The organism is Acidovorax sp. Root275 (genome assembly GCF_001428965.1).
In the GTDB taxonomy this organism is placed as follows: Bacteria; Pseudomonadota; Gammaproteobacteria; order Burkholderiales; family Burkholderiaceae_C; genus Acidovorax; species Acidovorax radicis.
In genome coordinates this window covers 758140-781922 of the sequence record NZ_LMJH01000009.1, presented here as the reverse complement: position 1 = coordinate 781922, position 23783 = coordinate 758140, and the positions used below count along the sequence as shown (strand labels likewise).

The following is a 23783-nucleotide window of genomic DNA, read 5'->3' as shown; positions in this document are numbered from 1 at the left end:
AATTTAGTAGCAATTTATCTTTTCCATCACTGCCCCTGGATCACGCGCACGGCCTGGGGCAACGACTGCACGCCGGGCATGAAATGGTCGATGGTGGCACCCAGCACCACGGCGCAGACCAGCGCGCCCAGCAAGGGCTTCCAGGTCAGGCGCACGGCGGCCGTGAGCCAGCCCTCGCGCTCCACGCCCACGGCGGCCCTCGCAGTGGCCACCGAGAAGGCGATCTCCACCGCCACGGTCAGCAGCACGTCCCAACCGAAAAACAGCATCGCCAGCGAGCCCGCGCCGAAAATGATCGCCGCGCCGATGAGGAAGATCGCCACCACGGGCACGACCACCACGGCGCCTTCGTCGGCGCTGCCCAGGGCGTCGGCGGCGCCACTGGCCAGGTCGCCCAGCGCGCTGGAATCGCTGCTTGAGCCCCCGCTGGACAGGCCTTGCGTCCACCCGCCGCCAAAGTCGCCGGACGCCCCGCCACCGCCAAAATCACCGCCACCCGTGCGCGGCAGCGGCACCTGGCCACCGCCGCCGCCGGACGACCCGTTGCCAGGCCAGGACACGTCGGGCACCTCCGGACCACTGCCATCGCCACCCGTGTCGCGGTCCTGCCGCACCAGCCGCGCCGCCCAGGCCCGCAGCACCAGCAGATACCCCAGGTAGCCCACCGAGAGGGTGACGAAATACCGCAGCGCCAGCGACTCCACGCCCAGCAGCATCTGCACATGCGAGGTGCACCACATGAGCAGCAACGTGAAGCTGCCGATCAGCAGCCCATGCCAGCGCAGGCTGTAGCGCTGCTGCAGGGTGCGCGCCACCGTGCCGTGGTGGGGCATGCGCACAGAGCGCCAGGTGGAAGTTTTCTTCTTGCTATTGCTGTTGCGGTCGCTGCGGGAAGTGGCCATGGAGGAAACACCTGCGGTGGAAAGAGGGGAGCGGCCAGCGGTGTTGCGTGTCGGCGCCGCGCCATTTCACACCACTTTGGCCCGGCAGTGCAGCCCCGCGCCCCGCCTTGCGTGAACTTGTCGACGGATCGGCTCAGCCGATGCCATCCACCGACACAGGCACACGCTGGGCCAACGCCGTCAGCAGCTCCCAGCTGACGGTGCCCGCAGCGCTGGCCACCTCGTCCACGCCCAGCACCGTGCCATTGCTGGCCTGGCCCCACAGCGTGACTTCCGCGCCAAACCCCGCGGCTACGCCCGCCTGTTGCAGCGGCGTGAGGTCCACCGTCACCATGTCCATGCTCACCCGCCCCACCAGCCGCGTGCGCACGCCGTTGACCAGCACCGGCGTGCCGGTATCGCAGTGGCGCGGGTAGCCGTCGGCATAGCCACAGGCCGCCACGCCGATCAAGAGCGGCCCCTCGGCCGTGAAGCGCGAGCCATAGCCCACGGTGTCGCCCGCCTGCAGTTGCTGCGTGGCGATGAGGCGGGTGGCGAGTGTCATCGTGGGGCGCATGCCCCAGTGGCTGGCGTCATGCTCCGGGTAGTCGGGGGCGCTGCCATACAGCGCGATGCCGGCGCGCACCCAGTCGGCGCGCACGCGCGCGTCCGCCGCGTGGCGCAGGGTGGCGGCGCTGTTGCTCAGCGTGCGCTCGCCGGGCAGGTCTTGCGCTGCGGTGTTGAACAGAGTCAGCTGGTGGGCCACGCCCCGGGGGCCATCGGCGTCGCTGAAGTGGGTCATGAACGATATCTCGTCCACCTGCGGCAGCGCGTTGAGCCGCGCCCAGGCTGCGCGAAAGCGCTGTGGCGCAAAGCCCAGCCGGTTCATGCCCGAGTTCATCTTGAGGAACACGCGGTGCGGCACCTGCGTCTTGTGGGCGGCCAGCATGTCGATCTGCTCGTCGCAATGCACCGCGTGCCACAGGCCCAGGCGCGAGCACAGTTCCAGGTCGCGTGGCTCGAACACGCCTTCGAGCAGCAGGATGGGCCCACGCCAGCCCAGCTGCCGCACGCGCTCGGCCTCGGCCAGGTCCAGCAGCGCAAAGCCGTCGGCGCCGCGCAGGCCTTCGTACGCGCGTTCGATGCCGTGCCCATAGGCATTGGCCTTGACCACGGCCCAGACCTTGGCATCGGGGGCCGCCTGTCGGACACGCTCCAGGTTGTGGTGCAGGGCGGCGGTGTGGATGGTGGCGGCAATGGGACGGGGCATGGGGTTTGACCGGGTGGGAAGCACCGGATTCTGGCACCGTGGCCGTTTATCCGCGTGATATAACCGTCCGTCACTTGCCAGGGTCCCCACATTTAACAGGGCATCAGCCGAACTGATGCAGCCAACAGCCATTCGATGAAGCGCGGTTTTTACACCATCATGTCGGCGCAGTTTTTCAGCTCGCTGGCCGACAACGCACTTTTCGTGGCCGCCGTGGAGCTTCTGCGCACAGAAGGTGCCCCCGAGTGGCAACGCGCGGCCCTGGTGCCCATGTTTGCGCTGTTCTATGTGGTGCTGGCGCCCTTCGTCGGCGCCTTTGCCGACGCCCTGCCCAAGGGCAAGGTCATGTTCGTCAGCAACGCCATCAAGGTGGTGGGCTGCCTGATGATGCTGTTCGGCTCGCACCCGCTCATTGCCTACGCGGTGGTGGGGTTGGGCGCTGCGGCCTACTCGCCCGCCAAATACGGCATCCTCACCGAGCTGTTGCCAGCCTCTCAACTGGTCAAGGCCAATGGCTGGATCGAGGGGCTCACCATCGCGTCCATCATCCTCGGCGTACTGTTTGGCGGCCAGCTGGTGGGCCAGCACCTGTCGCGCCTGCTGCTGGGCATCGACATCCCGATGATCGACACGGGTGTGGACACGCCCGCCGAATCGGCCATTGCCGCGCTGATCGCGGTGTACGCATTGGCCGCGTGGTTCAACACCCGCATTCCACACACCGGGGTGGAGATGCGCCCCATGCGCAGCGACACGTCGCGCGGCATTTTCTCGAACGCGCTGGGCCTGCTGCCCGACTTCTGGGCCTGCAACGGCCGCCTGTGGCGCGACAAGCTCGGCCAGATCTCGCTGGCCACCACCACCCTGTTCTGGGGCGCGGGCGGCAACCTCAAGTTCATCGTGCTGGCGTGGGCCGCCGTGGCGCTGGGCTACAACACCACGCAGGCCTCGGCGCTCACCGGCGTCGTGGCCATCGGCACCGCCGTGGGGGCGGTGGTGGCCTCGATGCGCATGCGCCTGGACATGGCGACCAAGGTCATCCCCCTGGGCATCGCCATGGGGCTGCTGCTGATCCTGATGGTGTTCATCAGCAACATCTGGCTGGCGATTCCCTTCCTCATCCTGCTGGGTGGCCTGGGTGGCTACCTGGTGGTGCCCATGAACGCGCTGCTGCAGCACCGGGGCCACAACCTCATGGGCGCGGGCCGCTCGATTGCCGTGCAGAACTTCAACGAGCAGGCCTGCATCCTGGGCCTGGGCGCGTTCTACAGCCTGTCGCTCAAGCTCGGCCTGTCGGTGTTTGGCGCGATCATCACCTTCGGCCTCGTGGTGGCTGGGATCATGTGGATCATCCGCCGCTGGCACCAGCGCAACTGCATCAACTACCGCGACGAAGTGAACCACCTGCTGCACATTGCGCGGCACGATACGCACCACTGACTCCTGATTGCGAAGCCCCCCTGTGCGGCTGCGCCGCTTCCCCCGGAGGGGGACGCACCCGGTGGCCTGGAATCACGGAAGGCTCCCCCTGAGGCGCTGCGCGCCTTCCCCCTCTCTCGCTGCGCGGGAGGTGGACGCACCCCGTGGCCTGGCAGAGCCAGTTCCACGGGTGCACTGGTAGGGGAGCGTGCCAGTTTTAACGGCTGTGCTGCATGGAACTATTTGCTACATAATTGATAGCTATTAACGCTTATTCATCAAGCGCCAGAGCCTGTTTTTATTCTCAATGCATTCACCCCTGCCCTTTGCCGCCCTGCTGTTCAACGCTTTCGTCTGGGGCCTGGCGTGGTGGCCGTTCCAGCGCATGCACCAGGCGGGGCTGCATCCGCTGTGGGCCACGGCGTCGATGTACGCCGTGGTGCTGGTGGCGCTGCTGGCCTGGCGGCCGGGCATCTTGCGGCAGGTGCGCGACCACCCGCAGCTGTGGCTGCTGGCGCTGGCCTCGGGCCTGAACAACGTGGCCTTCAACTGGGCCGTGACCATTGGCGACGTGGTGCGCGTGATCCTGCTGTTCTACCTGATGCCCGCCTGGGCCGTGCTGCTGGCCTGGCGCATCCTGGGCGAGCGGCCCACACCCTCGGCACTGCTGCGCCTGGCCCTGGCCTTCGCGGGCGTGGTGCTGGTGCTGTTGCCCGAGGGCGCTCCCGCGGCGCGCCTGCTGCAGAACCTGAGCCTGGCCGACGGCCTGGCCCTGTTGGGCGGCTTCATGTTCGCGCTCACCAATGTCACGCTGCGCCGCCTGCACGCCGTGCCGGGGCCTGCGCGCATGGTCACCATGTTCGGCGGCTGCATGCTCATGGCGCTGGCCGTAGCTGGCATCGGGCTGCAGGTGGGCGTGGTCGAGCCCTTCCCCGCCCCCAACAGCACCTGGGTCGTCACCGGCCTCCTGCTGGCGGGGGTGCTGATGCTGGGCAACTGGGCGCTGCAATTCGGCGCCGCACGCCTGGCGGCGGGCACCACGGCGCTGGTGATGCTGTCGGAGGTGATGTTTGCCAGCGTGTCGTCGGCCCTGCTGGGCGCCGCCACCCTGAGCACGCGCACCGTGCTGGGTGGGGCGCTGATCCTGCTGGCGTCCTTGCTCGCGGCGCTGCAGTTTCGCCGCCCCGGCGCCACGGCCCACTGAGCGGGGCGCGCGCGCCGAGAGCCAACGGCTACCATGGGGCGTCATCCCAACCCCGGAGGTTCCGCATGCCCACCAGCATCTACGACTTTGAAGCCCAGCAGATGAACGGGAAGACCGTGCCGCTTGCGCAGTACCAGGGCAAGGTGCTGCTCATCGTCAACACGGCCAGCGCCTGTGGCTTCACGCCCCAGTTCGGCGGACTGGAAGAACTGCACAAGGACTATGCCGACAAGGGCCTTGTGGTTCTGGGGTTCCCCTGCAACCAGTTCGGCAGCCAGGACCCCGGCAGCAACGACGAGATCGCCAGCTTCTGCCAGCTCAACTACGGCGTGAGCTTTCCGATGATGGCCAAGATCGACGTGAACGGGGCCAATACGTCGCCCCTGTACCAGTGGCTTGCCGCCGAAGCCCCCGGGCTGCTGGGCAGCAAGGCGATCAAATGGAACTTCACCAAGTTCCTGGTCGGCAAGGACGGCCGCGTCATCCGCCGCTACGCGCCGCAGGATGCGCCGAAAAAGCTGGCAGGCGACATCGAGGCAGCGCTCGCCGCCTGACGCTCAGAACGTGTTCAGCCTGCGGCCGCTGCCGCAGGGGGGAGCCACCGGCACAGCACGCGCTCCCGGCCCGTGGCCGGATGGGTATCGACAGCCCCCTCCACCAGGCCATGCCGCGCATAAAAGCGCCGCGCACTGTGGTTGGCGGTGGCCACATGCAGGGTCCAGCCGCCTGGGCACAGGTGATGCACCTGTTGCAGCAGCGCAGCCCCCACGCCCTGGCCTTGGCAGTCGGGGTCCACAAACAGCTGGTGCAGATGGGCGTGGGCCATGTCCAGCACCAGAAACGCCGTGACCTCTTGCCCGATCGCACGTACCAGCGTCACACACGGCAGGCCAAACTCCGCACGGACCCGCGCCTCCCAGTGGTCTGGTGGAGCCACCGACGCCACGGATGGGTTGGCGGAACACCAGGCCCTGCGCCATACGCGGGCCAGGCTGGCAAGGTCGGCGTCGGTCGCGGGCCGCACCAAGGGCAGGACGGTGGGATCATGGGAGTTGGACGACATGGATGCATTGTCTCCGGGCACCCCCCGAAAACCCTTCTTCCTCAGTCCCGGCTGGGCAAGTTGCGGCCCTCAACGCACCGCGGCAGCGGGTCTGCGCGCAAACCCGCTACCGCCCCTTGGGCCATCGGCACCCTGCCTCGGCCCGGCAACCCGAACAGCGGCCGCAGCCATCCCACACGCCGCACCACAGCGGTCAGCCCCCAGCACAGAACCACCGTCCCGGCCACCAGGGCCAGCGGCTCCACCACGGGCCCCAGTTGCACAGGCGCCAGCCAGACCACCAGCACGATGATGGCCGTCTGGTGCAGCATGTACCACGGGTAGACCGACTCGCTGGCCCAGCGCAGCCAGGGCCAGGGCCGGTTGAGGCGGTGGTGGGCCCAGCCCAGGATGGCGATCAGCGCGGCCCACAGGTACACGTCCGCCAGCACGCGCAGGGGCAAGCGCGCGGCCCGAACCCCGTACTGCTGTGCCAAGCCGAGCAGCCCCAGGTACAGCGCCAGCACCCCCAGCGCCAGGGCGAGGGTGTGCCAGCGCAGGCGCACGAGTTCCGTCCACAAGCCGGTATCCAGCCCGATCCAGTAGCCGTAGACAAACACCGTGAAGTACACGGCATGCAGCCATCCGTCATGGATCAGGTCGTGGGTGGGTGGGAAATGCCGCCACAGCAGTACCGAGTACAGCGCCAGCGGCAGCACGGGCATCAGCACCAGCGCCCAGCCCCGCAGGTGGAGGAAGGCACGGCGCACACGCTGGCCGACGGCAGACTCGGCCAGGGGCAGCAGCGCGGCCAGCACCACGGTGTAGACCCACAGGTAGGCCAGGTACCAGAGGTGGTTCCAGGTGACGCCCGCCTCCCAGCCATCGAACGCCCCCGCCGGCCAGGTGCTGCCAGCGTAGTAGCGCAGCAAAAAGGCGCCAAAGCCCGGCGCAATGAGGCCGTTGGCCACCCCCTGCGCGTAGGGCTGGTAGGGCACGACGACCGCCATGCCGAAGGCCAGCGGGATCAGCAGGCGCAGGCTGCGCAGCCGCACCAGCCCAGGCACCGTCTGCCCCCGGCGCACCAGCCCGAAGGCCAGGCCAGAGACCAGGAACACCAGGTCCATGCGCCAGAGGTTGAGCGCCCGCATGGGGGTCTGCAGCCATTCGGCCGCGTGCGGGCTCTTGAGGTGCCAATGCCAATCGGCCACGTAATACATCGCCACGTGGTAAAGGATGACCAAGCCAAAGGCCAGCGCCCGCAGCGCATCAATGTCATGGCGGCGGACGGGGGCGGAGGCGCAGGAAGGGGTAGACATGGCACAAGTCAGGCAGGGTGGATCACAGGGCGGGATGCTGGGCCCCCACCCCATCGTGCGGTGTTCCCAGGGGACGGGCCGGGGCGCCGCAGGGACGAGCGGCGGGTGGCAGGGACGAAAAGGAATCGCTCCGGGGGAAACTCCCGCCCGTCGGCGCACGGCCCTGCCTACACTTGCCATCCATGACCGCCCCCGCGCCCGCCTGGATCGACCGCTACCCCCACGACCGCGCCCTGCGGCGGCGTGCCGAGGTCGGCTTCTGGGCCGCGGTGCTGCTGGTGCAGGCAGCCTTCAACACGGTGGTGACCTGGATCGACCTGCGCGGCTCCGGCAGATCCGTGGCGGCGTGGGAGCCACTGCTGTGGGAGCTGTCGAGCGTGGCAGTGGTCGCAACACTGATCCCGGCCGTGGTGGCCTTCGAGCGGCGCTTTGTGCTGCGCAGGGGCACGCTCCGGCGCCATCTGCCCTGGCATGTACTGGCCAGCGTGGTGTACTGCACCGTGCATCTGGCGGGCATGTGGGCCTTGCGCCATGCGGGCTACGCGGCCCTGGGCGAGCACTACCAGCCGCCCGGCTGGTGGACGCAGTGGGGTTATGAATATTTGAAGGATGTGCGCAGCTACACGCTTACCTTGGGTGCGCTGGTCAGCTACCGCTTCTTGCTGCTGCGCCTGCAGGGCGAGGCCCGCGTGCTGGATGCCCCCGAGCCGCCCGCAGAGCCAGAACCGCCGCTCCACACGCCGGGTGCGCCCGGGGCAGCCACGGCCACGCAAGCCCCGGCATCAACGCCCCAGGCCCCGGCCGCCCCTCCCCCCCAACGCCCCGAACGTTTCCTGGTGCGCAAGCTGCGCCGCGAATTCCTGATCGCTGCGGGCGACATCGCCTGGCTGCAGGCCGAGGCCAACTACGTGGGCCTGCATGTGAACGGCCACGACTACCTGCTGCGCTCCACGCTCACCGACTTTCTAACGCAGCTCGACCCCACACGCTTCGTGCGCGTGCACCGCAGCTACGCCGTCAATCTGGACGCCATCGCCGAGATTGAGCCGCTGGACAGCGGCGATGCGCGTCTGGTGATGAAGGATGGGAGCAGCGTGCCTTGTAGCCGGCGGTACCGGGACGGGCTGGTGACGACGGCACGATAGCGCGTGACGCATGCGAGCCGGTGCGCGCGCCTGCGCGGACCCCTCAGGCATTCAACCCGGGTGTCTGCGCAGCCGGCCACTCTGGCGGACACGAGCCCATCTCCGCCTCCACCTTGCGCAGCATGTCGGCCAGTGTCTTGCCGGGCTCCTGGCGAAACTGTTCGTCGAGCACCACCAGGTCCACGATGCGGTCGATGCGAAAGCCCCGGAAATCGCCCCGCAGCTCGCACCAGGCTGAAAGCGTCCAGACCTTGCCCCAATAAAAGCAGCCCAGCGGGCGCAGGCGGCGCAGGCTGGGACGGCCTTGGACGTCGGCGTAGTCGATCTGCACCACATGCCGGCTGTGCACCGCCTCGCGCAGGGCCTGCAGGGTGGCCTGGACGCGCGGGTCCAGCCCCACGGACGGCGCATACAGCGCCTGCGCCTCGGCCGCCACGCGCGCGGCCGGGGGCAGCACCGAAAGGATCTTGCCCAAGGCGCCTTCCACCTCGCGCGCCAGCCCGGCATCGAGCCAGGCCTGGGCCAGCCGCGCAGCGGCCACCAGCGCATTGGCTTCGCCCTGGCTGAACATGAGTGGCGGCAGCTCGAAGCCCGCGCCCAGGCGGTAGCCCACACCGGCTTCGCCCTCAATGGGCACGCCCTGGTGCTGGAGGTCCGCCACATCGCGGTAGATGGTGCGGGCCGAGACTTCGAGCCGCTCGGCCAGGAAGGCGGCGGTGGACAGGCGCCGCCCCCGGATGAGCTGGACGATCTGGAACAGGCGGTCAGCGCGGCGCATGGGATCTCGATTTTTCAGTGATTTCGGGCAATAGCGCCTGAAAAACAAGCGCTGATCGCTACTAATTTGGAAGCATGACGCCAATATGGATGGCCACCCGGTCCGGGCCTTCATAAGCTTCGAAGTCGGTGCCAAAGCGGCGTTGCACCTGCGTATTCTCGGCAAAGTAATTCCAGATGCGAACCCAGGTGTCGATCACCATCTGCGGCATGTCGCCCTGGCCGGTGAAAACCAGGTAGTCGCCTTCCTGAATATCGATGCGGGCAGCGCCGGGCACGGCCTGAGCCAGATCCGGGTCAGCCACGGCCACACCGGCGGTCACATCGAAAGCGCCATGTTCGTTGGACTCGTAGCCGCTGTACACACCGAAGATACGCCCGTCGTCGCCCCGGCTGGGCAATTTGCGCTCCCAGCTCTGGCTGAAAAATCGGTCCCACAGGCCTCCGAGGCGTGCGATCGCGGGGTTCATCTCTTCGCTGTTGCGCGTGCGCACGGCAATGCCGGCCACGCTGAATGCGGGAATCTGGATGGTTGCGGGGGTGTTTGTCATGGCGGGTCCTCTCTGGTCAGTGAATGGGATCAATCGGCAGATCGATCAGGGTGTGCAGCTGCGAGGGACGAATGGTGCGGGTCTGCTACTGACACCTTGATGTCAGTAGCGTGCAGGCTCTTCAAGCCGCAGGCGGAAGGCTGCTGACACGGGGCGTCAGCAGCTTCCGCGCGGTCCGGGAGGACAGGCTGTCAGCCCTGTGGCTCCACGATGGCGGCCGTGGCCCGGCGCACCAGCGGAAGCACCAGCAGCAGCGTGGGGAACGCCACCAGCCAGGACAACGCCCAGGAGCTCATCCAGAGACGGGGCACGTCCATCGACAAGCCCACCACACGCAGGGTGCTGATCAGGGACACGATGAAGGTCATGAGCAGCGACAACAGCAGCGGCGTGACCCAGGCCGCAGAACGCGCAGGGAGCTTGCGCAGGCCGAAAAAGGTCCTGGAGGACGAGGACCCAGAGGTGCGAGGAGACGAAGGTTGGTTCATTGAAGTTCCAGAAAGCAAACCGGTCAAGCAAGGCGCCGCCCCCAGCCCGCGCGCACGACCTGCCGTGCCACTTGCGAACCGGGGACCACCACCCCGGCAGGGCCGGTGTTGGTTGGCGCGTTGATTGACGTAAACGCTTACGGCAACCCATGAACCGGGTCACAACTGGCATTCTAAGCCGCCCGTGCGCTACGCCTTGGGGCGCTGTGGTGCGCCCTGCAGATGGCCTGCAATGTGCGCAGCCACTGCGCCCGCGTGCGTCACGGCCAGGTCGTGGCCACCGCCCGCCAGCACATGCATCTGGCTGTGGGGCAGCAGCCCGGACAAACGCTGCCCCACGGCAGTGGGGCTGATGGCGTCTGCATCCCCCCACAAAAGCAAGCTGGGTGCCTGCACCGAGGGTAGGCGGGCGGACAGGTCCAGGCGCACATCGGCCATCCACTGCGGAAACGCAGGATTGGATTGCAGGAAGCCTGGGCGCCAATCCTCGGGGTGCAGATCGTCGATGGGGACACCGCCCGAAGTCGCCACCAGCACCAGGTGCGTCAGCCACTCGGGCCGCTCCAGTGCGGCCAGCAGAGCCACCACGCCTCCCATCGATTGCGCAATGAGCGCGCAGGGCCGGTCCATGTGCACCGTGGTGGCCGCCACGAGGTCCTGCATATCCCGGGCCCCCGTGGCGGGCAGGTCGGCCGGGGACGCGGCACCAAACCACGGCCAGCCGAGCAACACATGCGCTGCAGGCTGTGGCAGTGCGTCCGCCACAGGCCGCCAGAAGGCGGGGTTGCCCCCCACGCCCGGGAGGAAGATGAGTTTTTCAGGCGCACGCATCAAGATCTTTCCAACGCCCTTGCAGGCGGCACGACTGTCAACACGCACGTGGGGTGGTCACACCCTGCAGGCCAGCCGCAGCCGGGTCAGTTATGCGCCTTCGGGCGCAGGTGTTGCTGCAGCGGCAGCACTGGCGGCTGCGGCGGCCGCGGATGCCAGCCGGCGCGCGCGCTCCAGCTGCTGCCCCACCGTGCGGGGCACCATGCCATACATGTCGGCAAAGGCGTCCAGCGTCTGGCCGCTGGCTTCAAAGGCGCGCAGCAGGGCCTCATCCTTGGCGTTGCGCGCCGACCATTCGGCAAAGGCTTCTTCGAGGATGGCGTTGGCGGCGTCATCGCGGCTCAGCACCAGCTCGGTATACGCCTCGCGCGTGAGGCCCGAGGCCTCGAACGCGGCCATCATGCGGTTGCGCAGCTTGGGCAGCAGGTCTTCAGTGGCGCGCGCCTTCTTGCGGCGATAGACCTCCAGCAGCGCATGGTGCACATGCTCGGGGGCCATGTCTTCCACGGGTTGGCCTTGCAGGTCGTGGCGCTTGTCGCCTGCCGCCACGCTTTGCAGATAGCGCGTGGAGCGGGTGTGGATGCCCAAGGCCACCTTGAGCGCCTCACGCTCGAACAGCTCGGGGTGCGCGGCCAGCAGGTCCTGGAAGATGCCCCGCTTGAGCGGGCGAAACACCGCACCGAACAGTGGGGGGTACAGCGCGGCCAGTTGCTCCAGCGCAGGGTGAACACGCTGGGGCGCGCGTGGGCCTGCGCCTGGTGCAGCCCCCACGGGCACTGCGGCGTCCGCCGCACCCGGGGACACCTCGCGGCCCTCGGGCTTGCGGCGGTTGCGGCCACCACGGCGCGAGCCGCCTGTGCGTGGCTGGTTCGCCCCGGCTTCGGTTGACGCGATGGGCGCAGTGGCTGCCACGGCAGCGGTGGCCTCGGCCGCAACAGGCGCTGCCAGCGGTGCGGCAGGGGCTGTGTGGGGTTGTTCTTGTGCGGACACGGAGTCGGTCATGGCGTTGCAGTTCGGGGCAAAAATGGGGGCGACAAAACCCTCGATCATGCCAGCGTTGCGGCTACAGGCACCAAACTGCCTTTGTTGCGGCCCCATTTGCCAGCCAGCAGCCCATCACCGCATGAAAGCTCAGCCCGCGCGCATCGCCTCGTCCAGCACCTCCACCCAGTGCCGCACCGGCGTGCCTGTGCCACTTTGCAGGTGGGTGATGCAGCCGATGTTGGCCGACAGGATCATGTCGGGCGGCTGATCGCCAAAAGCCTCGCCGAGCACGCCGAGCTTGCGGTCGCGCAGCTGGTAAGACAGGTCGGGGTTGAGCACCGAATACGTGCCTGCCGAGCCGCAGCACAGGTGGGCGTCGTTGCGCGCGGTGCGCAGCTTGAAGCCGAGCTGGTTGAGGTGCGTCTCTACCCCGCCACGCAGCTTCTGGCCGTGCTGCAGCGTGCAGGGAGGGTGGTAGGCAAACAGCGTGTCGGGCCGCTGCACACGCCCCGCGAGCTTGTCGGCCAGCTCGGGCAGCAGGGCGGGCAGCAGCTCCGAGAGGTCGCGCGTGAGGGCGCTGATGCGCTCGGCCTTGGCCGCGTACAACGGGTCGTCCTTCAGGATGTGGCCGTATTCCTTGACGGTGACACCGCAGCCTGAAGCGTTCATGACGATGGCCTCCACCACGCCCTGCCCCTGCTCCACCAGCGGCCACCAGGCGTCGATATTGGCGCGCATCTCGGCCTTGCCGCCCTCCTGGTCGTTGAGGTGGAACTTGACGGCACCACAACACCCGGCCTTGGGCGCGATCACGGTCTGGATGCCCACGGCGTCGAGCACACGCGCGGTGGCGGTGTTGATGTTGGGCATCATGGCCGGTTGCACGCAGCCGGCCAGCAAAAGCACCTTGCGCGCATGCTCGCGCGTGGGCCAGGCCCCGGCATTTTGGGGCGCAGGCACCTTGGCCTTGAGGGATGCGGGCAGCAGGCCGCGCACCAGTTGACCGGCCTTCATGGCGGGGGCAAACAGGGGCGATGGCAGGCCCTCCTTCAGCGCCCAGCGCAGGGCTTTTTCGCCCACGGGGCGGGGCACTTTTTCATCGACGATCTTGCGGCCGATGTCGACCAGGTGGCCGTATTGCACGCCGCTGGGGCAGGTGCTTTCGCAGTTGCGGCAGGTCAGGCACCGGTCCAGGTGCATCTGGGTCTTGCGCGTGGGGGTCTCGCCTTCGAGCACCTGCTTGATGAGGTAGATGCGGCCGCGCGGGCCGTCCAGTTCGTCGCCCAGCAGCTGGTAGGTGGGGCAGGTGGCGGTGCAAAAGCCACAGTGCACACATTTGCGCAGGATGGATTCGGCCTCCAGGCCATCGGCCCGGGCGCGGTATTCAGGGGAAAGCTGGGTTTGCATGGTGCATGCCTGGGCGAAGAAACAGAAAATTTCAGGACGGATTCAGCGCGTGGCCGGTGGGTCAGCAGGTGGGCCCAGGGGTGGGTCGAGCGGAACATTGAGCGCGAGCGACTTTCGCAACGGGTGGCGCAGCCGGGCACGGTCGGCCCACAGCGGGGGCAGCGACAGCGCCAGCAGCACCAGCGCCAGGGGCACCACAAACACAAAACCCACATGCTTGAAGCCCGCCGCGCCCGCAATGCCGCCCACCAGGAACATGCCCACCAGCCCAGCAAACAGCCGCAGCCGGGCCTGGTTGGCGCGCACCTGGGATTCGGGCGCCGTGCCGGTGCGGTTCCAGTACAGCATCTTGCCCATCTCGATGCCCAGGTCGGTCACCACCCCCGTCATGTGGGTGGTGCGGATCTGCGACGAGGACATCTTGGTCACCGTGGCGTTCTGCAGGCCCATGATGAAGGACAGCAGCAGCACCGTCATCGGCACGGCAAACGGCGTGGGCCAGCTGAGCGTGATGGCGCCCACCAGACCGAACAGCAGCATGAGCACGGACTCCAGCACCAGCGGCAGCGCGAAGGTGCTGCGCAGCCTGCGCTGGCGCGCCCAGTTGATCATGATGGCGGTGGTGCCCGCGCCCGACATGAAGGCCCACAGCGCGCCGATGGCACCCAGCACGATTTTCATCTGGCCCAGCACCAGGTTGTCCGCCAGCGACGACAAAAAGCCGGTCATGTGCGAGGTGTACAGGTGCACCACCAGAAAACCTCCGGCGTTGACCGCCCCGGCATTGAAGGCGAGCAACAGGCCCAGCACCCGGTTGCTGGCCACCGTGCGGTGGTGTCCTGTGAGGTGGCGAAGGCGTCGCATGGCGGAGGACGCAGTGATGGCGCGCCTACCAGGCCCGCGCCATGCGGCCGGGGTTGAAGATGCCGGCCGGGTCAAAGCTGTGCTTGAGCCGGGCGTGAATGTGCTCCAGCGCCTTGGATTGAAGGTCAAATGTGCCCCTGGCGCTTGATCCACCTGCGCTAGCAGCTACAAAAACAGAAGCGTTCCCACCCACAGCCCGAGCGGCTTCGCGCAGGGCGTCGCCTGCGGATTCGGGCGCTTGCACCCAGCGCAGCGCGCCATGCCACTCGACCAGCGGCTGCGCGCCGCCCGGCAAGCTCAGCACCGGGGCCGTGGCGGGCACGGACAGGCGCCACAGGGCGTGGCCGGGCTGTGCAGCACGTGCGGTGAACCAGGGCAGGGTCTGCTCGCGGCAGGCCGTCCAGTCGGCGGCCACCGTGGCGTTGTCCATGCGCGTGCCACCCATCGTTTTGCAGGCGGCCTCGACCGCCGCCACGGCGCCGCGCAGGCGCACATAGACCGTGCCCACGCCACCGTCTTGCACCCAGCAGCTGGCGTTCAGGGGCAGCGGCTGGCCGCCCCAGGCGTGCAGCTTGCGCAATGCGTCGGCCTGGTTGATGTCGTCAAACCGCAGCGTGGCCTCGCCGGGCGCCACGGGCAGCACCTTGAGGCTGACCTCGGTCAGCAGGCCCAGCGTGCCCCAGGCGCCCGCCATGAGGCGCGAGACGTCATACCCCGCCACGTTCTTCATGACCTGGCCCCCAAAGGTCAGCAGCTCGGCTTTGCCATTGAGCAAGGTCACGCCCAGCAGGTAGTCGCGCACCGCCCCGACACTGGCACGTGCCGGGCCCGACAGGCCAGCAGCCACCATGCCGCCCACGGTGGCAGCGTCTGATGGGGTTTTTGCGAAGTGCGGGGGCTCAAAGGGCAGGCACTGGCCTTGTTCGGCCAGTGCGGCCTCCAGCTCGGCCAGCGGGGTGCCCGCCCGCACGGTGACGACCAGCTCGCTGGGCTCGTAGCTCACGATGCCGCGCAGCACACGGGTGTCGAGCACTTCGCCGTGCAGCGCCAGGCCATGGAAGTCCTTGGTGCCCCCGCCGCGGATGCGCAAAGGGGTCTGGTCGGCGGCGGCGGTGCGCACACGTTCGGCGATCTGGGCAAGGGCGAAGTCCATGCCTTGCATCGTAGCGGCAGCCATGTCCGGCGCCACACAAGGAGCGCGTGAATTTTTTGAACAGCGCCTGTGCAAATGACTGGGGGGCTGCCGGGAGACGGGTCTGGGGATAGGTGTTCTGGCATGCATGCCAAAACAGGCAGCGAGCCCTCCATTGGTACGAAAAAAACCCGCCGTTGCCGGCGGGCTTAACAACCAAAGGAGTGACTCGCTTGTTCTTGTTGCGACGCTGCGGTGCCACCAGACACCGCAGCGCGTGGGGCGCAGGCGGATCAGCGGTTGTACGCTGTTTCGCCGTGCGAAGTGATGTCCAGGCCTTCGCGCTCGTCTTCTTCCGTGACACGCAGGCCGATCGTCAGGTCAACGATCTTGTACGCCACGAAGGAGACCACACCCGACCACACGATGGTCAGCAACACGGCCTTGGTCTGCGTCCAGACTTGCGCGGCGATGGAATAGTCGGCAGAAGTCACCATGGTGGCGGTCACCCAGTCGGCCACGTAGCCAGGGCCACCCAGGCCAGGGGCGTTGAACACGCCGGTCAGCAGGGCACCCACGATACCGCCAATGCCATGCACGCCGAACACGTCGAGCGAGTCATCCGCACCCAGCAGCTTCTTGAGGCCGTTCACACCCCACAGGCAGGCAAAGCCGCCCACGAGGCCGATCACCAGCGCACCGCCGATGCCAACGTTGCCGGCAGCAGGCGTGATGGCCACGAGGCCGGCCACGGCACCCGACGCTGCACCCAGCATCGAAGCCTTGCCGCGCATCAGCGCTTCACCGATAGACCATGCCAGCACGGCCGCAGCCGTAGCCACCAGCGTGTTGATGAAGGCCAGGGCGGCGAAGCCGTTGGCTTCCAGCGCAGAGCCGGCGTTGAAACCGAACCAGCCCACCCACAGCAGCGAGGCACCGACCATGGTCAGCGTCAGGCTGTGAGGCGCCATGGCTTCCTTGCCGTAGCCGATGCGCTTGCCCACCATGAACGCGCCCACCAGCCCCGCCACAGCGGCGTTGATGTGCACCACGGTACCGCCAGCGAAGTCCAGAGCACCCCACTGCCAGATCTGGCCGGCCTTGCCGGTCATGGCGTCGGCCACTTCCTTGGAGGCGTAGGCGTCAGGACCCATCCAGAACCACACCATGTGGGCGATCGGCAGGTAGCTGAAAGTGAACCACAGCACCATGAACATCATGACGGCGCTGAACTTGATGCGCTCTGCGAACGCACCGACGATCAGGGCACAGGTGATGCCGGCGAAGGTTGCCTGGAAGGCGGCGAACACCACTTCAGGAATCACGACACCCTTGCTGAACGTGGCTGCATTGGCGAAGGTGCCGGCAGCGTTGTCCCAGATGCCTTTCATGAACAGCCTGTCAAAGCCACCGATGAAGGCGCCGCCTTCGGTGAAGGCCAGGCTGTAGCCGTAGATGAACCACAGCACCACGATCAGCGAGAACGTGACCATGACCTGCATCAGCACGGACAACATGTTCTTACTGCGCACCAGGCCGCCGTAGAACAGCGCCAGGCCAGGCAGGACCATCAGGATCACGAGGATGGTGGAGGTCATCATCCAGGCGGTATCACCCTTGTTGGGCACGGGCGCAGGCGCCTCGGCAGCGGCCGGAGCGGCCGCCGCTGCAGCAGCGGGCGCCGGGGCAGCTGCCGCAGCAGGAGCTTCAGCGGCCGGAGCGGCTGCAGCAGCGGGCGCGGCGGCAGCCGGCTCGGAGGCGGCGGGCGCCTGTGCCAGGGACAGGTTGCCCATGGTCAGCAGACCCAACCCCAGAATGAAAGAAGCAAGCAGTTTTTTCATGGCGTTTCTCTTCTTGGATGTAGTACGGCCGCGCCCTTACAGCGCTTCCTTGCCGGTTTCGCCAGTGCGGATGCGCACCACCTGCTCCAGGTGGGTCACGAAGATCTTGCCGTCGCCGATCTTGCCGGTGCGGGCGGCGCTTTCGATGGACTCGATCACGCGGTCCACGAGGTCATCCGCCACGGCGGCCTCGATCTTGACCTTGGGTAGGAAGTCGACCACGTATTCCGCGCCGCGATACAGCTCGGTGTGGCCTTTTTGGCGACCGAAGCCCTTGACCTCAGTGACCGTGATGCCTTGCACGCCGATGTCCGACAGTGCTTCACGCACCTCGTCCAGCTTGAAGGGCTTGATGATGGCTGTCACCATTTTCATTTTGGTTCCTCCGACAATGGACGCACCGTGCGCCCATTGAGACTTGCTTACAGGGTTTTGGTGAGCGTGACGATCACGCGCGACTTGTTGACATGGCCGAAGAAGGCCTTCTTGTTGGCGCCCACCACGGCAGCGCCCAGCGACAGGCCGCTGCCGAAGTCATAGGCACCGCCCACGCTGTAGTCCATGTAGTTCGGCACGCCCAGGTCCTTGATGTCACTGGCAAAACGTGTGAAGCCTACCGAGGCCTTCACAGTGACGCTGGGAGCCACTTCTTGAGCGAAGGCGAAGTTCAGGTAGCCGGTGTTGCGGCCCTTGAGGCCCGAGCCGGACTTGGCGCCAGCCCAGCCGAAGTAGTCGTTAGAGATGGTGTGCGAATACTTGGCAGTGAAGGGGCCCATGGTGGCCGCACCGTACAGCTCGGTGGTGTTGCCATTGGCGTTGCCAGGGTAGATGTAGGTCAGCGCGCCCAGGTCGAGGTCTGCGCCACCGGCCTTGAACTTGTAGCCACCGTACAGGTCGGATTCGATGGAGTTGTTGGCCAGCCAGTCCACGCTGGAGTTCCAGTTGCCCACGTACCAGCCGGAGTCACCGAAGGCGTAGTCAAAACCACCCTGGATGGCGGGCTTGACGGCTTTGGACTTGGAAACGTCCTGGTCCTGGCCACGGAACTTGTAGTTGGTGGTCAGGCTGACGTTGCCAGTGAGCTGGGCATTGGCCAGCAGGGGAAGGGTTGCAACTAGGGCAACGCCCAGGGTCTTGATGATGGCGCGGGTCATGTTTCCTCCGGTTGGACAAAGTAGGGACGAGCGCTTTAAGCACGGACCGTGCCACACGCCGGTGCATCCACCCCATCGCCGTTGCGTTGCGTTACACCGATCCCCAAGTACAGTGGCGGTGTGCGCGCAGACGATGCTGCACCTTGTTGGTGCGCGATGCAACCCGGCCGCGCTAAAAAACCATAAAACGCACCCATCTGGGGAGAAACCGCTTCATGAGTCTTGCTTTGGTGCAAAGCCGCGCCCTTCTGGGGCTGCAGGCACCTTCTGTCACCGTCGAAGTGCATCTGGCCAACGGTTTGCCCAGTTTCACCCTGGTGGGACTGGCCGAGGTGGAGGTCAAGGAAGCCCGCGAACGGGTGCGCTCGGCGTTGCAGAACGCGGGACTGGAGTTCCCCCACAACAAGCGCATCACGGTGAACCTGGCACCCGCCGATTTGCCCAAGGATTCAGGCCGTTTCGACCTGCCTATCGCGCTGGGCATCCTCGCCGCCAGCGGGCAGGTGGACGGCAGCCGCCTGGCGGGCTATGAGTTTGCGGGTGAGCTGTCGCTGTCGGGGGAGCTGCGCCCGGTGCGCGGCGCGCTGGCCACCAGCCTGGCGCTGCAGACGCAGCAGATCGACGCGCAGCTGGTGCTGCCCCCTGGCAGCGCCGAAGAGGCCGCCCTGGTGCCCGATGCACAGGTGGTGCGCGCACGCCACCTGTTGGATGTGGTGCGGGCCTTCCTGCCGCCCGGCAGCACGGCCGCGGGCGATGCGGCCGTGGACAACGACGGTTGGACGCGGCTGCAGCCCACGCCCCTGACCGCCACCACCACCGGCGCCGACATGGCCGATGTCAAAGGCCAGGCCACGGCCAAGCGCGCGCTGGAGATCGCGGCCGCCGGGGGCCACAGTGCCCTGATGGCAGGCCCGCCCGGTTCGGGCAAATCGATGCTGGCACTGCGTTTTGCCGGACTGCTGCCCGCCATGACGGTGCAGGAAGCCCTGGAGAGCGCCGCGATTGCGAGCCTGGCCGGGCGCTTTCGGCCCGAACTCTGGGGCCACAGGCCCACGGGGTCGCCCCACCACACAGCCAGCGCCGTGGCGCTGGTGGGCGGGGGCTCGCCCCCACGCCCTGGCGAAATCTCGCTCGCGCACCACGGGGTGCTATTCCTCGACGAGCTGCCTGAATTCCCCCGCGCCGCGCTAGAGGCGTTGCGCGAGCCGCTGGAGACAGGCCACATCACGATCTCGCGTGCAGCGCAGCGTGCGGAGTTTCCAGCGCGTTTTCAGATGATCGCGGCCATGAACCCCTGCCCCTGCGGATTCCTGGGCTCCACGCAGCGCGCGTGCCGCTGCACGCCGGACCAGGTGAACCGCTACCAGGCCAAGCTCAGTGGTCCGCTGCTGGACCGCATCGACCTGCATGTCGAGGTGCCCGCACTGCCCGCCGAACAACTGGTGCAGGCGCCCGCCGGCGAATCCACGGCCGCGATCCGCCAGCGGGTGGAACAGGCGCGCGCCCGCGCGCTGGCCCGCCAGGGCAAGACCAACCAGGCACTGCAGGGCCAGGAGATCGACACCCATCTGCATCTGCAAGATGCCGCCGCCAAGTTCCTCAACACCGCCGCCGCGCGCCTGGGCTGGTCGGCACGCAGCACACACCGTGCGCTGAAGGTGGCGCGCACCATTGCCGACCTGGCTGGCGCACCCACCACCGAGGTGGGCCATGTGGCCGAGGCGGTGCAATACCGCCGCGTGCTGCGCAGCCCCGCCTGAAGCGCAATGGGCTCCGCAGGTGGGCCGTGTGTGGCAAGGGCCGCACACTGAATACTATTATTTTCATAGCAACAAACAGCCATCAAATAAGCGCTAACGGCTGATTTGAATCAAATTTTTCGCGAACTGCCGCCAACCCGCGCCCACCCCCGCCACAATCGCCCCATGTCCAGCGTTCGCCCCACCAAAAAGACCACGGCCTCCATGGCCCCAACCACCCCAGCCCCTGCCTCCGAGTCCGTGGACACCGGCTTTCTGCGCACGCTGGTGGGCTACAACGCGCGGCGCGCGTCGCTCGCCGTGATCGAAGTGTTCATGGAACGCATGGCGGTGTACCGCCTGAAAGTGGTGGATTTTTCGGTGCTGTCGCTGGTCGCGCACAACCCCGGCATCACGTCGCGCCAGCTGTGCGCCACGCTCAACGTATTGCCACCCAATCTGGTGGGCCTGATTGCAGCGCTGGAGCGGCGCGGGCTGATCGAGCGCCGCCCGCACCCCAGCGACGGCCGCGCCATGGGCCTGCACCTGACGCCTGCCGGTGTGGAGTTGACCGCACAGGCCGAGCAGACGGCTGCGCAGCTGGAGGTGGACGCCACGGCCAGCCTTACGGGCGCCGAGCGCAAGACGCTGATCCGCCTGCTGCAGAAGGTCTACACGCAGAGCGCGTCGTAGCGCACGGGCTGGGGCTCCCTGCAGCCACCAGCGGCAAAAAGCCAACGCACCCCTCGGGCTCGCTGGCTTTTTTCGAGCTGGCGCTTGCTGGCCTTACGCCGCCGGCCGGGGCCAGCGGCTACCAGCAGCCCTTCAAGCCTGCGCGGCCTTCGCCGCCATGGCCTGAGCCAGGCCGCCCCACTGCGCGCGGAACAGCCCGGCGTCCATGGTCTTCACGTTGCGCATGATGGGCTTGAAGCCCATGTGCGCCAGCACGTCGCGCTCCAGGTCGATGCCGGGCGCGATCTCGGTCAGCTCCAGGCCCTCGGTGGTCAGGTGGAACACGGCGCGCTCGGTGACGAACAGCACGTTCTGCTCGCGCTGCGCGGCGTCCAGCCCGTTGAAGGTGATCTGCTCGACCTTCTCGATGAACTTGCGCGAGCGGCCTTCCTTGACGATGGTGAGCTTCCCATCAGCCACTTGCACTTCCAATCCGCCCGCAGTGAAGGTGCCGCAGAACACCAGGTGCTTGGTGGACCGCGTGATGTTCACGAAGCCGCCGCAGCCCACGGGCCGGCCGTTGAACTTGCTCACGTTCACGTTGCCGTGGTTGTCGGCCTGCGCCAGGCCCAGGAAGCTCGCATCCAGACCGCCGCCGTCATAGAAGTCGAACTGCAGCGACTGCTCGATGATCGCGTCGGCGTTGTAGGCCGTGCCGAAGTCGCCCAGCTGCGCGGGGATGCCGCCGGTGATGCCGCTTTCCACGCTCAGCGTGAACTGGTCGGACACGCCCTCTTCCGCCGCCACCGACGGCACGCCGGCCGGGATGCCGATACCCAGGTTGGTGATGGCGCCGGGCGTGAGCTCCAGCGCTGTGCGGCGCGCGATGACCTTGCGCTCGTCCAGCGGCATGGGCGCCAGCGAATTGAGCGGCACACGCACATCGCCGCACAGCGCGGGGTTGAACTGCGTGGTGATGGTCTGCATGTGGTTCTCGGGCTGGCTGACCACCACATAGTCCACCGACACGCCCGGCACCTTGACCGACTTGGGGTGCAGGCTGCCGGCCTTCACGATGCGCTCCACCTGCACGATCACGATGCCGCCGCTGGCCTTGGCCGCGTGGGCGATGTTGATCTGCTCGAGCAGCACGCCTTCCTTGTCCAGCGTGATGTTGCCGTTCTCGTCGGCCAGCGTGCCGCGGATGATGGCGACATCGACCTTGGGCGCGGGGTAGAACAACCACTCCTCGCCGTTGAACTCGACGAGCTTGACCAAGTCTTCGGTGGACTTGCTGTTGAGCTTGCCGCCTTCGATGCGCGGGTCCACAAACGTGCCCAGCCCGACCTTGGTCAGTAGCCCGGGGCTGCGGCTGGCAATGTGGCGTGTGAGGTGCGACAGGCTGCCCTGCGGGAAGTTGTAGGCCTCGACCTCGCCGTCGAAGACCATCTTCATCATCTCGGCGCCCGTCTGGCCGAAGTGGCCGGCCACGGTGCGCTTGATCATGCCGGGGTGGGCAAAGTGCACCATGCCCGCGTCCTTGCTGTTGCCGATGGCGCCGCAGGCCCAGGTGGTCACGTTCTTCGGGTGGCCGGTATCGAGGAAGTTCTTTTCCACGCCCTTGAGCACTTCTTCGGGCAGGCTGGAGACGGCCAGGCCGCCCAGGAAGATGGTGGCGTTGTCGGGGATCAGGGCCCCGGCCTGGGCGGCAGTGATGATTTTCATGGTGACCTTCAATTGAAAACTATTACTTCGATAGCTGCTCGCGCTTATCCCATAAGCGCTTGAGCCCTGTTTCTCTCAAATTTCAAGCATCCGGGTTCTCGATGAGCAAGGCAATGCCTTGCCCGCCGCCCACGCACGCGCCGGAGATACCGTAGCGCAGCCCGCGGCGGCGCAGCTCGCGCGCCAGCGTCACCGTCAGGCGCACGCCGGTGGCGGCCAGCGGGTGGCCCAGGGCGATGGCGCCCCCGTTCACGTTGAGCTTGTTCAGATCCAGGCCCAGTTCGCGGCCCACGGCCAGGGTCTGCGCGCCTTGCGCTTCGTTGATTTCAAAAAGGCCGATGTCCGCGAGCGTGAGCCCCGTGCGCGCCAGCAGCGCACGAATGGCCGGCGCCGGGCCGATGCCCATGGTTTCAGGTGCCACGCCCACGGCCGCGGCACCCCGCAGGCGCGCCAGGGGCTTGAGGCCGCGCCGCTGCACATAGGCGTCGCTCGCCACGATAGCGCCCGCGGCGCCATCGACAAGGGCCGAGCTGTTGCCCGCCGTCTGCACGCCGCCCGGGTACACGGTGCGCAGTCCCGCCAGCGTCTCGACGGGCGAGGGGCGCGGGTGCGTGTCGCGGTCGAGCTGCGCCACCTTGCGCGGCAGGGTGATGCCGCGCGTGGCATAGCCTGCCAGCTCGAACTTCTCGCTCGTGACCGGCACGATTTCGCCCGCCAGAAAACCGTCTGCCTGGGCCTTGAGCGCGCGGTCGAACGACTGCGAGGCGAAGGCGTCCACCTCCTCGCGCGTGATGCCGTATTGCTTGGCCAGGTTCTCGGCGGTCTCGATCATCGTGACCGGGCCGGCGGTGTCGATCAGCGCCTCGACCAGGAAGTCCTTGAACTCCACCGGCGCGCCCAGCTTGAAGCCGGTGCGGTGCGTGTAGGCGGCAATGGGGTTGCGCGTCATGGACTCGGTGCCCACCACCAGCGCCACATCGGCATAGCCCAAGGCAATCTGGTCCGCCGCCTGGCGGAACAGCTCAAAGCCTGTGCCGCAGATTCGCGATACCAGAATGGCCGGCACGCTCTGCGGCACGCCGGCATACAGGCCGATCTGGCGCGGCAGCACGAAGGCGTCGAAGTCGGCCTGCGCCATCGACCCGGTGATGACCGAGTTCACATCGGCAGCGGGAACACCGCTGCGCTCCAGCACGGCGCGCGCCACCTTGATGCCCATGTCGGTGGGCGACACATGCCCGAGCGGCCCGCAGTAGTCGACCATGGGCGTGCGCACGCCGTCGACCAGCCAGGCGTTCAGCGGGGCAGAAAAGGAGTGTTCGGTGCTTGTTGTCATGG

The 23783-nt window shown here is 67.3% G+C and carries 23 protein-coding genes; 6 read left to right on the top strand and 17 right to left on the bottom strand.

Annotated features, from left to right (window positions below):
* Positions 1-26: 26 nt before the first annotated feature.
* Both ASE52_RS18570 and alr read right to left on the bottom strand, forming a co-directional pair.
* Positions 27-902: a hypothetical protein gene (locus ASE52_RS18570; protein WP_057228197.1), complete on the bottom strand. Its 876-nt coding sequence runs from the start codon at positions 900-902 to the stop codon at positions 27-29.
* Between the two features lie 133 nt (positions 903-1035).
* The gene (gene alr, locus ASE52_RS18565) at positions 1036-2151 is read right to left on the bottom strand and encodes an alanine racemase (RefSeq protein ID WP_057228195.1); all 1116 of its coding nucleotides are present in this window, start codon (positions 2149-2151) and stop codon (positions 1036-1038) included.
* Between the two features lie 135 nt (positions 2152-2286).
* Between alr and lplT the strand changes: the two genes are divergently transcribed.
* From lplT to ASE52_RS18550, 3 genes are all read left to right on the top strand, one after another.
* Positions 2287-3591 carry a lysophospholipid transporter LplT gene (gene lplT / locus ASE52_RS18560; protein ID WP_057228192.1) on the top strand — a complete coding sequence of 435 codons (1305 nt, stop codon included), beginning with the start codon at positions 2287-2289 and terminating at the stop codon, positions 3589-3591.
* A 286-nt stretch (positions 3592-3877) separates the two neighbouring features.
* Positions 3878-4774 (top strand): DMT family transporter, encoded by an 897-nt coding sequence (locus tag ASE52_RS18555; protein ID WP_010466959.1) that lies wholly within the window; start codon positions 3878-3880, stop codon positions 4772-4774.
* Positions 4775-4839: 65 nt separating this feature from the next.
* A complete protein-coding gene (locus ASE52_RS18550) occupies positions 4840-5328 on the top strand; it encodes a glutathione peroxidase (RefSeq protein ID WP_057228190.1) in 489 nt (162 codons plus the stop codon).
* A gap of 14 nt (positions 5329-5342) precedes the next feature.
* Here ASE52_RS18550 and ASE52_RS18545 read toward each other — a convergent pair whose 3' ends face one another.
* Both ASE52_RS18545 and ASE52_RS18540 read right to left on the bottom strand, forming a co-directional pair.
* Positions 5343-5837: a GNAT family N-acetyltransferase gene (locus ASE52_RS18545; protein ID WP_241777049.1), complete on the bottom strand. Its 495-nt coding sequence runs from the start codon at positions 5835-5837 to the stop codon at positions 5343-5345.
* 41 nt (positions 5838-5878) lie between these two features.
* Complete coding sequence (locus ASE52_RS18540; RefSeq protein WP_057228186.1) at positions 5879-7135, bottom strand: acyltransferase; 1257 nt, start codon at positions 7133-7135, stop codon at positions 5879-5881.
* Positions 7136-7317: 182 nt separating this feature from the next.
* Between ASE52_RS18540 and ASE52_RS18535 the strand changes: the two genes are divergently transcribed.
* Entirely contained in the window at positions 7318-8280 is a 963-nt protein-coding gene (locus ASE52_RS18535) for a LytTR family DNA-binding domain-containing protein (RefSeq protein WP_057228184.1), read from the top strand.
* 43 nt (positions 8281-8323) lie between these two features.
* On the opposite strand, the gene ASE52_RS18530 is transcribed toward ASE52_RS18535, so the two are convergent.
* The 11 genes from ASE52_RS18530 to ASE52_RS18480 all read right to left on the bottom strand — a co-directional run bounded on the left by ASE52_RS18530 (position 8324) and on the right by ASE52_RS18480 (position 18309).
* On the bottom strand, positions 8324-9058 hold the full coding sequence (locus tag ASE52_RS18530; protein WP_010466953.1) for a YafY family protein: 735 nt from the start codon (positions 9056-9058) through the stop codon (positions 8324-8326).
* A gap of 61 nt (positions 9059-9119) precedes the next feature.
* Positions 9120-9608, bottom strand: a complete 489-nt coding sequence (locus ASE52_RS18525; protein WP_057228182.1) for a GyrI-like domain-containing protein — start codon at positions 9606-9608, stop codon at positions 9120-9122.
* Positions 9609-9799: 191 nt separating this feature from the next.
* A complete protein-coding gene (locus ASE52_RS18520; protein ID WP_192426480.1) occupies positions 9800-10096 on the bottom strand; it encodes a DUF2798 domain-containing protein in 297 nt (98 codons plus the stop codon).
* A gap of 189 nt (positions 10097-10285) precedes the next feature.
* Complete coding sequence (locus tag ASE52_RS18515; RefSeq protein WP_057228180.1) at positions 10286-10927, bottom strand: alpha/beta fold hydrolase; 642 nt, start codon at positions 10925-10927, stop codon at positions 10286-10288.
* A 90-nt stretch (positions 10928-11017) separates the two neighbouring features.
* On the bottom strand, positions 11018-11929 hold the full coding sequence (locus tag ASE52_RS18510) for a ProQ/FINO family protein (RefSeq protein WP_057228575.1): 912 nt from the start codon (positions 11927-11929) through the stop codon (positions 11018-11020).
* A 129-nt stretch (positions 11930-12058) separates the two neighbouring features.
* A complete protein-coding gene (gene glcF / locus ASE52_RS18505; protein WP_057228178.1) occupies positions 12059-13318 on the bottom strand; it encodes a glycolate oxidase subunit GlcF in 1260 nt (419 codons plus the stop codon).
* Between the two features lie 42 nt (positions 13319-13360).
* On the bottom strand, positions 13361-14182 hold the full coding sequence (locus ASE52_RS18500) for a YoaK family protein (RefSeq protein WP_035198711.1): 822 nt from the start codon (positions 14180-14182) through the stop codon (positions 13361-13363).
* A gap of 25 nt (positions 14183-14207) precedes the next feature.
* The gene (gene glcE / locus ASE52_RS18495; protein WP_057228176.1) at positions 14208-15344 is read right to left on the bottom strand and encodes a glycolate oxidase subunit GlcE; all 1137 of its coding nucleotides are present in this window, start codon (positions 15342-15344) and stop codon (positions 14208-14210) included.
* 263 nt (positions 15345-15607) lie between these two features.
* Complete coding sequence (amt, locus tag ASE52_RS18490; RefSeq protein WP_010466933.1) at positions 15608-17155, bottom strand: ammonium transporter; 1548 nt, start codon at positions 17153-17155, stop codon at positions 15608-15610.
* 36 nt (positions 17156-17191) lie between these two features.
* Positions 17192-17530 carry a P-II family nitrogen regulator gene (gene glnK, locus ASE52_RS18485; protein ID WP_010466918.1) on the bottom strand — a complete coding sequence of 113 codons (339 nt, stop codon included), beginning with the start codon at positions 17528-17530 and terminating at the stop codon, positions 17192-17194.
* A 47-nt stretch (positions 17531-17577) separates the two neighbouring features.
* Positions 17578-18309, bottom strand: coding sequence for a TorF family putative porin (locus ASE52_RS18480; RefSeq protein WP_010466916.1), 732 nt, complete (start codon positions 18307-18309; stop codon positions 17578-17580).
* Between the two features lie 215 nt (positions 18310-18524).
* Here ASE52_RS18480 and ASE52_RS18475 point away from each other — a divergent pair, with 215 nt between their 5' ends.
* Together ASE52_RS18475 and ASE52_RS18470 are read left to right on the top strand one after the other, a co-directional pair.
* Positions 18525-20069 carry a YifB family Mg chelatase-like AAA ATPase gene (locus ASE52_RS18475; RefSeq protein WP_057228174.1) on the top strand — a complete coding sequence of 515 codons (1545 nt, stop codon included), beginning with the start codon at positions 18525-18527 and terminating at the stop codon, positions 20067-20069.
* A gap of 204 nt (positions 20070-20273) precedes the next feature.
* Complete coding sequence (locus ASE52_RS18470) at positions 20274-20741, top strand: MarR family transcriptional regulator (RefSeq protein WP_241777061.1); 468 nt, start codon at positions 20274-20276, stop codon at positions 20739-20741.
* Positions 20742-20873: 132 nt separating this feature from the next.
* On the opposite strand, the gene ASE52_RS18465 is transcribed toward ASE52_RS18470, so the two are convergent.
* Together ASE52_RS18465 and ASE52_RS18460 are read right to left on the bottom strand one after the other, a co-directional pair.
* A complete protein-coding gene (locus tag ASE52_RS18465; protein WP_057228573.1) occupies positions 20874-22445 on the bottom strand; it encodes an acyl CoA:acetate/3-ketoacid CoA transferase in 1572 nt (523 codons plus the stop codon).
* Between the two features lie 82 nt (positions 22446-22527).
* Positions 22528-23781 (bottom strand): thiolase family protein, encoded by a 1254-nt coding sequence (locus ASE52_RS18460; protein ID WP_057228170.1) that lies wholly within the window; start codon positions 23779-23781, stop codon positions 22528-22530.
* Between the last annotated feature and the right edge of the window lie 2 nt (positions 23782-23783).

Coding starts and splice junctions, on each gene's coding strand:
- ASE52_RS18570 (WP_057228197.1), bottom strand. CDS start 902: ATGGCCACTTCCCGCAGCGACCGCAACAGCAATAGCAAGAAGAAAACT.
- alr (WP_057228195.1), bottom strand. CDS start 2,151: ATGCCCCGTCCCATTGCCGCCACCATCCACACCGCCGCCCTGCACCAC.
- lplT (WP_057228192.1), top strand. CDS start 2,287: ATGAAGCGCGGTTTTTACACCATCATGTCGGCGCAGTTTTTCAGCTCG.
- ASE52_RS18555 (WP_010466959.1), top strand. CDS start 3,878: ATGCATTCACCCCTGCCCTTTGCCGCCCTGCTGTTCAACGCTTTCGTC.
- ASE52_RS18550 (WP_057228190.1), top strand. CDS start 4,840: ATGCCCACCAGCATCTACGACTTTGAAGCCCAGCAGATGAACGGGAAG.
- ASE52_RS18545 (WP_241777049.1), bottom strand. CDS start 5,837: ATGTCGTCCAACTCCCATGATCCCACCGTCCTGCCCTTGGTGCGGCCC.
- ASE52_RS18540 (WP_057228186.1), bottom strand. CDS start 7,135: ATGTCTACCCCTTCCTGCGCCTCCGCCCCCGTCCGCCGCCATGACATT.
- ASE52_RS18535 (WP_057228184.1), top strand. CDS start 7,318: ATGACCGCCCCCGCGCCCGCCTGGATCGACCGCTACCCCCACGACCGC.
- ASE52_RS18530 (WP_010466953.1), bottom strand. CDS start 9,058: ATGCGCCGCGCTGACCGCCTGTTCCAGATCGTCCAGCTCATCCGGGGG.
- ASE52_RS18525 (WP_057228182.1), bottom strand. CDS start 9,608: ATGACAAACACCCCCGCAACCATCCAGATTCCCGCATTCAGCGTGGCC.
- ASE52_RS18520 (WP_192426480.1), bottom strand. CDS start 10,096: ATGAACCAACCTTCGTCTCCTCGCACCTCTGGGTCCTCGTCCTCCAGG.
- ASE52_RS18515 (WP_057228180.1), bottom strand. CDS start 10,927: ATGCGTGCGCCTGAAAAACTCATCTTCCTCCCGGGCGTGGGGGGCAAC.
- ASE52_RS18510 (WP_057228575.1), bottom strand. CDS start 11,929: ATGACCGACTCCGTGTCCGCACAAGAACAACCCCACACAGCCCCTGCC.
- glcF (WP_057228178.1), bottom strand. CDS start 13,318: ATGCAAACCCAGCTTTCCCCTGAATACCGCGCCCGGGCCGATGGCCTG.
- ASE52_RS18500 (WP_035198711.1), bottom strand. CDS start 14,182: ATGCGACGCCTTCGCCACCTCACAGGACACCACCGCACGGTGGCCAGC.
- glcE (WP_057228176.1), bottom strand. CDS start 15,344: ATGCAAGGCATGGACTTCGCCCTTGCCCAGATCGCCGAACGTGTGCGC.
- amt (WP_010466933.1), bottom strand. CDS start 17,155: ATGAAAAAACTGCTTGCTTCTTTCATTCTGGGGTTGGGTCTGCTGACC.
- glnK (WP_010466918.1), bottom strand. CDS start 17,530: ATGAAAATGGTGACAGCCATCATCAAGCCCTTCAAGCTGGACGAGGTG.
- ASE52_RS18480 (WP_010466916.1), bottom strand. CDS start 18,309: ATGACCCGCGCCATCATCAAGACCCTGGGCGTTGCCCTAGTTGCAACC.
- ASE52_RS18475 (WP_057228174.1), top strand. CDS start 18,525: ATGAGTCTTGCTTTGGTGCAAAGCCGCGCCCTTCTGGGGCTGCAGGCA.
- ASE52_RS18470 (WP_241777061.1), top strand. CDS start 20,274: ATGGCCCCAACCACCCCAGCCCCTGCCTCCGAGTCCGTGGACACCGGC.
- ASE52_RS18465 (WP_057228573.1), bottom strand. CDS start 22,445: ATGAAAATCATCACTGCCGCCCAGGCCGGGGCCCTGATCCCCGACAAC.
- ASE52_RS18460 (WP_057228170.1), bottom strand. CDS start 23,781: ATGACAACAAGCACCGAACACTCCTTTTCTGCCCCGCTGAACGCCTGG.